We start from the raw sequence: 12,349 nt of genomic DNA, 5'->3' as shown, positions 1-12,349 counted from the left end.
GGGAGATTTTTATGGTTGAAGTGTCTGCACCCGGAAAACTTTATATCGCTGGAGAATATGCAGTGGTCGAAACAGGACATCCTGCAATCATCGTGGCAGTTGATCAATTTGTCACAGTGACAGTAGAAGCTGCTCGGAAAGTCGGAAGTATCCAATCCGCACAATACAGCGAGATGCCTGTGCGTTGGACTCGACGAAAAGGCGAACTCGTTTTGGATATCCGTGAAAATCCATTCCATTATATTCTTGCGGCCATACGTTTAACTGAAAAATATGCGCAAGAAAAGAACATTCTTCTTTCATTCTATGATTTGAAGGTAACGAGCGAGTTAGATAGCTCAAATGGTAGAAAGTACGGCCTAGGTTCGAGTGGTGCAGTGGCAGTAGCGACTGTTCGAGCGTTGAACCAATTTTATGCACTGAATTTGTCTCAGCTTGAGATTTTTAAAATTGCAGCGTTAGCGAACCTTGCTGTCCAAGACAATGGTTCTTGTGGCGATATTGCGGCTAGCTGTTACGGTGGTTGGATTGCGTTTTCCACTTTTGACCACCAATGGCTTAAAGAACAAGAATCAAACAAAACGATCAGCGAATTATTAGCTCTGGATTGGCCTGGCTTATCCATCGAACCATTGTATACACCGGAAGATCTCCGTTTATTGATTGGTTGGACTGGAAGCCCTGCCTCTACTTCTGACTTAGTTGACCAAGTGCATCGCTCTCGTGAAGATAAAATGGCAGCTTATCAACAATTTCTTGAAGATAGCACGCGTTGCGTCAACACGATGATCCAAGGATTCAAAGAAAACGATGTCGCTTTGATCCAAGATATGATTCGTAAAAACAGAGAGTTATTACGTGATTTATCTGCTATCACTGGCGTCTTGATCGAAACACCCGCATTAAATAAGCTATGTTGTTTAGCTGAACAATTTGAAGGTGCGGCGAAATCTTCTGGTGCTGGTGGCGGGGATTGCGGTATCGTGATCGTCGATCAAAAGTCAGGCATCCTACCGTTGATGAGTGCGTGGGAAGAAGCTGAGATCACTCCTCTTCCACTGCATGTCTACCATCAACAGAAAGAGGACAAATTATGAATCGAAAAGATGAACATGTCTCATTAGCCAAAGCATTCCATAATAAACAGAAAAATGAATTTGACTTCGTTCGGCTCGTTCATCATCCTCTCCCACAGAGCAATGTTGCACAGGTATCGCTCACGACAGAAGTTGCAGGGTTTGTTCTTTCGAGCCCGTTTTACATCAATGCTATGACAGGTGGTAGCGAAAAAACAAAAAAAATCAATCATGACCTTGCACAAATTGCCAAAAGTGCTGGGTTGATGATTGCTACCGGTTCTGTTAGTGCCGCGTTAAAGGATCCTTCTGTCGCAGATTCTTATACTATCATGCGAGATGTCTATCCTGAAGGAAAAATCTTAGCGAATGTCGGTGCTGGCACTTCTGTTGCACGTGCCAAAGAAGCCGTACAACTCTTCAATGCAGATGCGTTACAAATCCATTTAAATGCGCCGCAAGAGTTAGTCATGCCTGAAGGGGATCGTGATTTTTCACAATGGAAGGAACTGATTTCAGAAATCCAACAAACTCTTGATGTACCAGTGATCGTCAAAGAAGTGGGCTTTGGGATGACTAGAGAAACCATCATTGAATTAGCGGAATTAGGTATCCGAACGATCGATGTCAGTGGGCGTAGCGGCACGAGTTTCACGCAAATCGAGAATGCTCGTCGTAAAAAACGTGAATTGGCTTATCTGACTGATTGGGGACAGTCTACTGTGTCCTCTCTCCTTGAAGCAAATGAAGCAAACACGAATGTCGAAATCATTGCTTCTGGTGGTATACGAAACGCTTATGATATCTTTAAAGCTTTGTGCCTTGGTGCGAATGCTGTGGGGATTTCCGGAACGATTTTAACGCATTATATGACATACGGTGTCGAGGAAACGATTGCTCTGATGGCACAGTGGCAAGAAGAGCTCCGGATGCTCTATACCATGGTTGGCGCCACAAAAACGAGTGATTTAACAAAGCAATCCTTGATTTTGTCTGGCCCCGTCAAAGAATGGTGTGAGGCAAGAGATATTCCATTGTCGAAATATGGGCGACGTAAATAAAAATGACGAGTGCATACAAAGCACTCGCCATTTTTTGTTTATTATGGTTGTTTTCCGATATAAGCTAAGATACCGCCATCGACGTATAACACATGCCCATTCACGAAGTCTGAAGCATTCGATGCTAAGAAGACAGATGGTCCAGCTAAATCGATTGGATCGCCCCAACGAGCGGCTGGTGTACGGCCAACGATGAATTGATCAAATGGATGACGCTCCCCATTTTCTTGTGTTTCTCTTAATGGCGCAGTTTGTGGTGTCGCGATATAACCTGGTCCGATCCCATTACATTGGATGTTGTATTGTCCATATTCTGAAGCAATATTTTTCGTCAACATTTTCAATCCACCTTTAGCAGCAGCATAGGCACTGACTGTTTCACGACCAAGCTCACTCATCATTGAACAAATATTGATGATTTTTCCGCCACCTTTTTCAATCATATCAGGGATCACTGCTTTAGACATGATGAATGGTGCATTCAAGTCCACGTCGATGACTTGACGGAAATCCGCCGCATCCATCTCGATCATCGGTGTCCGTTTGATGATTCCTGCATTATTCACCAAAATATCGATTGCCCCAACTTCTGATTTAATTTGTTGGACCATTGCTTGTACAGCTGACTCATCAGTGACATCACAAACATAACCTTTTGCTTCAATGCCGATTTCTTTATAGTTGGCAATTCCTTCATCTACTGATTCCTGAGTTAGATTGTTAAATACGATTGTTGCCCCAGCTTCTGCTAATGAGCGGGCGATCTCAAAACCGATTCCGTAGACGGCTCCGGTAACTAAAGCGACTTTATTATCTAAGCGAAACATTTCCATATTGAATGACATTTTCATCTCCCTTTCTTATTTCAATTGATCCATTGATACCATATCCATATCTGTGTACGTGATATTTTCGCCGCACATTGCCCAGATAAACGAATAATTACTTGTCCCAACACCTGAGTGGATCGACCAGCTCGGTGAAATCACTGCTTGTTCATTATCTACAACTAAATGTTTTGTTTCATCTGGTTTACCCATCATATGGAAAACCCGTGTGTCTTCGTTCGCATAATCAAAGTAAACATACGCTTCCATACGTCGTTCATGTGTATGACAAGGCATGGTGTTCCATGAACTACCTGGCTCTAAAATGGTGTAACCCATCTGTAACTGACAGCTCTCACACACGTTTGGATGGATGTATTGGTAGATTTTACGTTCATTCAACGTCACACCTTCTCCTGTTTCCATCGGTTTTACTTGGTCGATGCTGATTTTTACATTTGGATATTTATGATGCGCTGGCACTGAACTGATATAAAATTTTGCTGGGTTTTCCGGATCGACTGAAGAGAACACCACATGTTTTGTTTCTTTGCCGATGTAGTAACCATCTTGTTTCTTCATTTCTTCTTTTTCGCCATCGATCTCAATAAATCCTGGCCCACCGATATTGATCACACCAAGCTCGCGACGTTCTAAGAAATAAGTAACGCCTAATTCTTTATCTAATGTGATTTCCAACTCCTTGGTCGTTGGTGTCACTCCGCCAAAGATCATACGATCATTGTGCGTATAAGTAAGGCTGATCTTGCCTGGAACAAAGACTTTCTCTACTAAAAATTCATTTCTTAATTGCTCCGTTGAGTAATGACGAATATCCTCTGGACTATGTGTATAACGTGTTTCCATTTCTTGCATGTTGATAGACTCTCCTTTATCGAATGATTTTTCCAGAACCGCTGGCGATAAAACCAGCAACTTCGGATTGATTAAATTGATTGCAATCCCCATGAATGGTATGTTTCAATGCAGAGGCTGCTGTGGCGAAAGCAATGATTTCTTGCGGCTGCATCTCCTCTAAGATTCCATGAAGCAAACCACCAGCAAACGCATCGCCACCACCTACACGATCAACGATCGACGTGATTTGGTGAACCGGTGATTCAACATATTGACCATTCATCCATAAGGTACCTTGCAAGTCATTTGCACTCGCTGAATGCACCGTGCGTTTTGTTGAATAAAACGTTTGGATGTTAGGAAATTTTTCTTGCATTTTTTCGTAATAATAAATGAGCGGATCTTCTGTCGATCGAGGTGCTTGTTCAATCCCCAATAAATAGAGCGCATCCATTTCTCCAGCTGAACAAATGTCCACGAGCGGTAATAATTGCTCTAAAGCCTGACCCGCTTCTTGCTGTGTCCACAGCTTCCCTCGGTAATTGATATCAAAACTGATTTGACAACCTGCCTCTTTGGCTGCCTCCATGATTTCTTTGGTCAGCCATCGCCAATTTTCTGATAATGCCGGTGTGATTCCTGAAACATGGAAGATATCGACTTCTTTAAAACAGTCCGCTAGTGACCACTCCAAGTGATCCATGACCGCAAAACTGGAACCGGCACGATCATAGATGACCGACGCTGCTCGTTCACCGATTCCTGTTTCCATATAATATGTGCCGAGCCGAGGGCCGCCTTTTAACAGTAGGCTAGTATCTACCCCATAGCTTCGTAAGTGTTTTTCGACTGCCAGTCCTAGTGAATGCTCTGGGACTTTTGACATGAACGAAACCCTATGTCCGTAATTTGCTAATGAGATCGCGACATTCGCTTCCCCACCACCGTAATGCGCGCAAAAACGATCACTGTCTTGCAACCGCTGCCCTTGTTCTGTTGACAAGCGCAGCATGATTTCTCCAAGTGTAACAACTCTTCCCATGAGCGGTTACCCCACAATTTCTTTCATTTTTGTTGCATATTGTTGAGCGACTTTTGTCACTTCTTCAAAATCCCCATGAGCTGCTGGAGCAAGTAAGTTTCCGCCAACACCTACAGTGACCACGCCTGCATCGAACCAATCCTTCATATTTTCTAAGCTGACTCCACCAGTTGGCATGATATTGACATGTGGCATCGGTGCTTTGAATGCAGAAATAATACTTGGTCCGAAAGCACTTCCAGGAAATAATTTGACGATATCTACACCACTTTTTAGTGCTGTTTTGATTTCATCGATCGTCATACAGCCCGGTAAGTATGGGACTTGGTATAAATTACAGAGTTCTGCAGTTTCCTGATCAAAACAAGGACTGACGATATACTCAGCACCTGCCAATATCGCTAAACGTGCGGTGAACGCATCTAACACTGTCCCTGCACCGATCACTACATCATTTTGATCTTTATAAGTTGTTACCAATTCTTTGATTACTAGATCTGCTTGAGGCACCGTAAAAGTTAATTCAATGCCTGTTAATCCACCTTTGATAATAGCATGACACGCATTTAATGCTTCTTCAGCTGTTGCTCCACGTACAACTGCAATAACCCCCGCTTGCTTCAAGCGAGATAAGATATCCATTTTTTTCATTTCCCCACCCATTTCTTATTTGGAAATCATATTTTACAATAAAGAAATTTACATCTTTATTATACGGCAGGAAAAAAAAAATGCAAACGCTTTTTAGCTATTTGCAAAAGTTTTTTCGATTTCTTCCTTTGTTTTTAAAATTGTTTGAATGATTTGAGCCTTACTTTCCTCACTCAATCGATACTTCGGCATACTGACACTGAATGCCCCAACTATTTGCTGGTCATGAACTAAAGAAGTACCGATACAGAAAATATCTTTTTCGACTTCTTCATCATCAAAAGCAATTTTTGTCTGTTCGACTTGTTGGATTTCTTTTTTTAATTTCAATGGATTGGTGATGGTATATTCTGTAAATGGAATCAACGGACATTGTTCAATATACTGTTGATATTGCTCGTCCGTAAAATGTGCTAGTACAGCTTTTCCCATTGCTGAGCTATACAACGGTCTGGTAATACCGATTTTCGAAGACATGCGGATCGTTTGATTTTTAGGGTCTAATTTATTGACGTAGAGAATCTCATTATTATCTAAAATACCTAAATGAATGGTTTCATCAATTGTTTGCTGTAATTTTTCCAAGAATGGTAAAGTCCGTTCTACGAGATCGATTTGATCGATATTTTTGTTTGCATATCGAACGAGTTTCGCACCTAAACGGTAATTCTTTTCTTGATTTTTATTTACGTAGCCAATCAATGACAAAGTATCTAAGATTTTTAATGTCGTAGATGAGGTCATGTTGCTGCCTTTAGCAATTTCTTGCAACGAAGCATCTGGATGCTCTGCTAAATAATCTAAAATATGTGAAGCTTTGATTAGAACGGTTCCATAAGGTTTTTTATTTTCCATATTACACTCTCCTATTTCTATATAGGAAATTATATCGGAAAGAAGGCAAATTTAAAAGGGTTCTTTATTTTCTTCTTCATAATGTGCGTAATGGACAAACTCTCCTGCCAAATCTTTTTTCAAAAATTCTTTCGGCGTCAAGCCAAATTCGGCTTTGAACGCCCGCAAATAATGCGGATAGGAGGCGAAGCCACATTTACTGTAAATGGAACTTGAACTGCCATATTCTCTTAATAGCTGTTTTGAATAGAGTAGTTTCTTCTTCATCACGTATTGATGGAAGGTAAAGCCTGTATATTTTTTGAATTCTCTGGTCACATGATATTTACTGATAAAAAACTCTTTTTCCATCTCTTTGAGGGTCAGCGGTTCGCTGAGATTCTTCGCGACAAATTGGATCATTTTTTCTAAGCGTTCATTCGGTACAGTAAAATTTTCTTCAGAAATATGCTCTTCCAACTGTACCATCCGATTGAGAAAGATCAGATATTCGACTAATGCTTGTTCATAGCGAATATCTGCACCATAATCTTTACGATCCAACGTTTGATCAACAAAGGCGAGTTTTTCTTTTAATATTTGCGGTTCGATATGTAATATCCGGCTTCGTCTTTCACCGATTGGCCAAAAACAGGCAGATAGATTCGACCATTTAGTGGAACGCCTTTCCAAGAATGCAGGGGTGATAAACATGTAGACTCGCTCAAATACGTCTGTTGATTGTCGAACGATCCGATGAAGATCTCTTGAGTGGATCAATAAGACATTTCCTGCTTGGATCGTAAATTGGCGGCCATCTAAATAAAAAATGGCTTCTCCCTCCAAAGTGGCGTGGATCTCATAGAAATCATGATGATGATAGACCGTTTTATTTTGGCTAACGATATCTTTCACGTGATAAATCTCATATTGATCAGAGATCATCGTGTTGACTTCTTTTCCATTGATGTGTTTTTTCTCCATGCCTATCTCCCCTTTCCAATTGCTCAACAATGAGCAAACGTGCATTCCTTCGCTTTCTTATCCAGTGACGTGATCCAGTACTGACACCGCGTGTTTTAGCGCACTATCTTTTGTTTCTTCTAACACGATATAAAGATATGGCCGATGCTTCTGCGCGATTTTTACGATTGCTTCATAATCAATCATTCCCGTACCTAGATCAACTGGGACAATCTCCCCTTCATCAGAAACGAGATAGTCTTTTAGATGCAATCCGCAAATTTTTTCTCCAAAACGTTCAAAGGCTTCTTCCACTAATCCGACTTGTTGGTGATGATTTTCTGCAGTGATCAAGTTGGTTGGATCTAAAATGATCCCTAAATAGTCCGAATCGATCGTTGCAATCAACTCTGCTACACGATCAAGCGAATACAGCGGATGATTCAAGCCTGGTTCGATCCCGACCATCATTCGATGTCTTTCTCCAGCTCGCACTAATTGGCGAATCGCTTCAACGATTTGTGAAAAGGCCTCATCCGAAAAATTCTTCTCTGTATAACCAGCTTCACTTACACTCCCCGTCTCAGTTGCGACCATTGTTGCCCCAAAACTAGCAGCATATTGGAGGTATCGTTCAAATTGTCGCAGTACGGTTTCTCGAACAGATAAGTTAGGATGGATCATGTTGATATAACAGCTCAAAATACCGACACTCACGTCTTCTTTTGCTAAGGACTGTTTTATATAATGCCCCATACCGGGATTGATTGCGTGACTATCTGTCGCGAGATCAGGAAAAGATCTACTTAATGCTAATTGTAGCGTAGAAATTTCTTGTTCGCTCGCTTTTTTTGCTAGATCATCCACGCTTTGTACAGTGGTCAAATCATGACCTCTAGCAACTAGGTTTAATTTCATCCTTTCTCCCCCTTTATCCTAAAAGATCCGGCAGCCACATCACGATTTGCGGGAAATACGTAATCAAAAATAAAACAGCTAAGATGACACCATAAAATGGTAACAATGGTTTCAACATTTTTTCTGCTTTCACACCACCGACACTTGCACCTACATAAAGACCTGTCCCAACTGGCGGAGTGATCGAGCCAACACACAGATTCATGATTGAAAATAGTCCATAATGTACCGGATCGACGCCAACACTTGTCGCAATCGGTAAGAAAATCGGCGTAAAGATCAAAATAGCTGGAGCGACATCCATAAACATCCCAACAAGTAATAAAATGATATTTATCAGTAATAAAATAATGAATCGATTATCAGTGACCCCAATGATCAAACTACTGATTGCTTGAGGTATCCCTGTAAATGCCATCGCAAAAGACATCATGGAAGACGTTGCTAATAAAAACATGATCGTTCCAGACATCGCGACAGATTGGACCAACATCTTAGGTATATCTTTTACTTTCACCGTCTTATAGTAGAACAAGGAAATCAATAAGGAGTACAATACGGCAATCGCTGATGCTTCAATCGCCGTAAAGATCCCAGTCAAAATACCACCGATGATGATCACGATCAACGCCAAGCTTGGGATCGCTTCTTTTAACACTTTGCCAACTTGCTTCCCTTGCCCTTTTTGGACTGTCGGATACTTATTTTTCTTCGCCACCACAAATGCAACCAACATGATCCCTAGCGACCACAGTGCCCCGACAAGGTAACCGCCCATGAATAAAGCGGAAATTGAAGCTCCTCCGGCGACTAGAGAGTACATGATGAACGCAGTACTTGGCGGAATCACCATCCCTGTAGGTGCTGAAGCAATGTTAACGGCTGTCGCAAATTTGCGGTCATAGCCTTCTTCTACTTGTTGTGGGATCAACACCCCACCAATCGCTGTCGACGCAGCAATCGCTGAACTGGAGATCGAACCGAACAACGCATTTCCTAAAACATTCGTATGCGCTAAAGAGCCTGGGATTCGTCCAACGAACAACATGGCAAAATCAACTAATTTCTTGGCGATCCCACCATGATTCATTATGATTCCCGAAAAAACAAAAAATGGAATGGCAATCAGCGAGAAACTATTGATACTACCGACCATTTTTTGTGCAGAACTAAACGCTGATACGTCAAAAGGTATCACTAATAACAATGTGACCATCGATGAAAAAGCAATACTGATTGCAATCGGCATGCCAACGATCAACAAAAAGACAAAAACAAAAAATAAAATTGCACCTGCTTCTAAAGCCATCAAATTCCCCCTATCCTTTTTCCTGAACGACAGATTTCCCATTCATTGCCTCAAGCAAATTGATCAAACTATAAATGATGATCAACACACCTGAGACTGGGACCGATAAATAGACATAGCCCATCGGAATACCTAATGACGGCGAAATTTGTCCCATTGTCAACGTGACGGCATTCCAACCACCATAAACCATGATTGTTACGGCAAAAGCCAAAAATAGACACTGAACGACGATTTCCAATACATTGGCTTTTTTACCAGTTAGTTTCTCACTCAGCAAAGTGACCGCTAAGTGACCTTTTTGACCAACAACATAGGCAGAAGAAAGCATGGCAAACCAAACTAGTCCAAAACGCACTAACTCTTCCGTTACTGTATTGGGATTCCCTAAAATCGTTCGTGAAAAAACTTGCCACAAAACAATCACGATCATGCTGATCAGCAGACACGCTCCTACTAGTTCCAACAGTCGACTCATTACTGCTTTCATCTGTTACACCCCTTCTTCTTGGATCATTTGATAAAGTGCTTGAAAGTCCGGATTATTTTTGAATTCATCATGCAGCGGTGCGACGGCTTCACGAAATGGCGCATTGTCTACTTCATTGAACTGAACGCCGTATTCTTCGGTTGCTAGCCTCTTTTCTTCCTCAATCGCTTGAGCAAAGGCTTCGATTTCAAAAACCGTGGATTCTTTTGCTGCTTCATCGATTGCTTGTTGTTGTTCCGCAGTCAAACGTTCTTTGATCGCATCGTTCATAATGATGATGTCTGGTACGCGGGTATGCTCATCATAAGAATAATACTTTGCTACACCGCCATGTCCTGCTGTATATAGAACAAACTCATTGTTCTCTGAGCCATTGATCAAGTTTGACTGTAGCGAAGTGTACACTTCATCACTTCCCATCGGCACAGGCGAGCCACCTAATAATTCCACCATTCGAATGGCTGTTTCACTTTGCATCACTCGAATTTTTTTTCCTCTTAAATCATCGGGTGTATGGATCGGTCCATCAACCATATAAAAACTACGTTGTCCGGAATCATAATAGGTGAGACCAGAAAAACCTAGATCGGATGTTGATTCATAGATAGACTGCATGATTTCTTCATTTTCCATGACATTGAAGAAATGTTGCTCATCATTGAACAAGTAAGGAACTGAAAAAATCGAATAGACTTTAGAAAAGCTTTCTAATGCTGAAGCACTGACTTTCGTAAAATCAATCGCACCGGATTGTGTCAGTTCGATCAACTCACGTTCGCCTCCCAACTGACCATCAGGGAAATATTTTACTGTGACAGAACCGTCTGTTTTCTCCTCGACTAACTCTCCGAATTTATTCATCGCATCGATTACTGGCTGACTATTACTGGCATAGGCAAAACGTAACGTGATCTGCTCTTCCGCTTCTGCCACAGTACCGACACTTGACTGACTACCACAACCACTCAAACCGATAATTCCTAGCAAAGCAAAAGCAAGTGTTTTTTTCATGTATTTCTCCTTTCAGTTAACAATACGATACAAGCAATTCTGTCAGACACAAAACAAGTAATGACTGCCCATAAGGCATCGCAGTCTTTCCAATCGTACGATAAAACTCCAAATCATCACCCATTCCTGTACCTACGGAAACATTTTGCACTTCACCAGTTTCATCAACTTGATCAAGTAACCCTTGGATCGCACGGTACGCAGTCTCTAGATATTTTTTTGGCAAATAGCGCTCATGTACCGCTTTTAAAATACCGTAAGCAAACCCTGCTGTCGCAGATGATTCTACGTAAGAAGTTGGATCATCGATCAAGGTATGCCATAAGCCGCTTTCTGATTGATATTCTGCCAAGGTTTGCACTTGTGCTTCTAGTGTTTCGATCAACAATTTACGGAAAGCATCTCCTTCTTTCAATTCAAGAATCGCGATGATTTCAGGAATCGCAATGGTCAACCAACAATTTCCACGCCCCCAAAATGCTTCCGCATAATTGTGGTTTCCTTCAAATGTCCATCCGTGGTACCACAGTCCTGTACGTTTATCCATCAAGTATTTGATATGGATCATAAATTGATATCTAGCTTCCTCTAAGTATTCTGGACGATCCAGAAGCTTACCGATTTTTGCTAATGGCAAAACAGTCATCATCAATGTATCGTCCCATAATTGATTCTTATTTTCCGGACCATATGTAGCGTGTTGTAACCCGTCTTCTTCCGTCCTTGGCATATCATGCATGACCCATTCCGCCCACTGTTGCAAATAAGGCAAGTAACGTGTATCTTGCGTCTCTTCATATAAATACGCCATCGTAAGGATCGGTGCCATCGTATTGACGTTCTTTGGCGGTGCGCCCTCTTGCATCCGTGCCTCAAACCACTCATTCACTACTTCCACTGCACGAGGATTTTTAGTCAGCTGATAATTTTTATAGATGCCATACAACCCTACACCTTGAGGCCAATTCCACACTGTCCAACTTTTGTCGTCCACCTTCAGCCCATCAAAATCCAATAAAAATTCACCTGAATCATCTTTGATCGTCGTCAAATTCTCGACTAATCGATCAATCGTTTTCTCCACTACTTCTTTTTCCACAAATATTTTTTCTTTAATGATCATTTGTTTCGCTCCTTTTTAAATCGCTTTCATTCTATGTTGTTAATATATCAGTAAACGCTTTCTCAATAAATAGCATCGTTTGAACAAAAACTATCTAAAATTGACATAACAACATTATTAATGAATTTGACCAAAAAAGCGCGAACAAAACAAAAACCATGACGCTTGCCTCTCGTCATGGCTTTA

At 41.4% G+C, this 12,349-nt stretch carries 13 protein-coding genes; 2 read left to right on the top strand and 11 right to left on the bottom strand.

The annotated features are described in order from the left end of the window. Positions 1-11 precede the first annotated feature (11 nt). Positions 12-1,097: a phosphomevalonate kinase gene (locus JZO83_RS02385; RefSeq protein ID WP_206854303.1), complete on the top strand. Its 1,086-nt coding sequence runs from the start codon at positions 12-14 to the stop codon at positions 1,095-1,097. Then, positions 1,094-2,137: a type 2 isopentenyl-diphosphate Delta-isomerase gene (gene fni, locus JZO83_RS02380; RefSeq protein WP_206854307.1), complete on the top strand. Its 1,044-nt coding sequence runs from the start codon at positions 1,094-1,096 to the stop codon at positions 2,135-2,137. Before JZO83_RS02385 ends, fni begins: the two co-directional genes overlap by 4 nt. Before the next feature lie 41 nt (positions 2,138-2,178). Here the strand turns inward: fni and JZO83_RS02375 are convergent, their stop codons facing one another. The 11 genes from JZO83_RS02375 to JZO83_RS02325 all read right to left on the bottom strand — a co-directional run bounded on the left by JZO83_RS02375 (position 2,179) and on the right by JZO83_RS02325 (position 12,163). Beyond that, positions 2,179-2,982: a gluconate 5-dehydrogenase gene (locus JZO83_RS02375; RefSeq protein ID WP_206854311.1), complete on the bottom strand. Its 804-nt coding sequence runs from the start codon at positions 2,980-2,982 to the stop codon at positions 2,179-2,181. A 15-nt stretch (positions 2,983-2,997) separates the two neighbouring features. Continuing rightward, positions 2,998-3,840 (bottom strand): 5-dehydro-4-deoxy-D-glucuronate isomerase, encoded by an 843-nt coding sequence (gene kduI / locus JZO83_RS02370; protein WP_206854313.1) that lies wholly within the window; start codon positions 3,838-3,840, stop codon positions 2,998-3,000. A 16-nt stretch (positions 3,841-3,856) separates the two neighbouring features. Next, the gene (locus JZO83_RS02365; RefSeq protein ID WP_207114900.1) at positions 3,857-4,864 is read right to left on the bottom strand and encodes a sugar kinase; all 1,008 of its coding nucleotides are present in this window, start codon (positions 4,862-4,864) and stop codon (positions 3,857-3,859) included. Positions 4,865-4,870: 6 nt separating this feature from the next. After that, entirely contained in the window at positions 4,871-5,515 is a 645-nt protein-coding gene (locus JZO83_RS02360) for a bifunctional 4-hydroxy-2-oxoglutarate aldolase/2-dehydro-3-deoxy-phosphogluconate aldolase (RefSeq protein WP_207114899.1), read from the bottom strand. 93 nt (positions 5,516-5,608) lie between these two features. Further along, on the bottom strand, positions 5,609-6,370 hold the full coding sequence (locus JZO83_RS02355; protein WP_206854322.1) for an IclR family transcriptional regulator: 762 nt from the start codon (positions 6,368-6,370) through the stop codon (positions 5,609-5,611). Between the two features lie 51 nt (positions 6,371-6,421). Further along, positions 6,422-7,333 (bottom strand): AraC family transcriptional regulator, encoded by a 912-nt coding sequence (locus JZO83_RS02350; protein WP_206854325.1) that lies wholly within the window; start codon positions 7,331-7,333, stop codon positions 6,422-6,424. Between the two features lie 57 nt (positions 7,334-7,390). Continuing rightward, positions 7,391-8,230, bottom strand: a complete 840-nt coding sequence (locus JZO83_RS02345; RefSeq protein WP_207114898.1) for a sugar phosphate isomerase/epimerase family protein — start codon at positions 8,228-8,230, stop codon at positions 7,391-7,393. Between the two features lie 13 nt (positions 8,231-8,243). Beyond that, positions 8,244-9,539 carry a TRAP transporter large permease gene (locus tag JZO83_RS02340; protein ID WP_206854330.1) on the bottom strand — a complete coding sequence of 432 codons (1,296 nt, stop codon included), beginning with the start codon at positions 9,537-9,539 and terminating at the stop codon, positions 8,244-8,246. Between the two features lie 10 nt (positions 9,540-9,549). Continuing rightward, positions 9,550-10,029 (bottom strand): TRAP transporter small permease, encoded by a 480-nt coding sequence (locus tag JZO83_RS02335; RefSeq protein ID WP_207114897.1) that lies wholly within the window; start codon positions 10,027-10,029, stop codon positions 9,550-9,552. Between the two features lie 3 nt (positions 10,030-10,032). Continuing rightward, complete coding sequence (locus JZO83_RS02330) at positions 10,033-11,040, bottom strand: TRAP transporter substrate-binding protein (RefSeq protein ID WP_207114896.1); 1,008 nt, start codon at positions 11,038-11,040, stop codon at positions 10,033-10,035. Positions 11,041-11,056: 16 nt separating this feature from the next. Next, the gene (locus tag JZO83_RS02325; RefSeq protein WP_207114895.1) at positions 11,057-12,163 is read right to left on the bottom strand and encodes a glycoside hydrolase family 88 protein; all 1,107 of its coding nucleotides are present in this window, start codon (positions 12,161-12,163) and stop codon (positions 11,057-11,059) included. Positions 12,164-12,349: the final 186 nt, after the last annotated feature.

Origin of the sequence: Enterococcus sp. DIV1298c (assembly GCF_017316315.1) — a bacterium.
GTDB lineage: Bacteria > Bacillota > Bacilli > Lactobacillales > Enterococcaceae > Enterococcus_B > Enterococcus_B mangumiae.
This window is presented reverse-complemented; position numbering and strand designations above follow the sequence as displayed.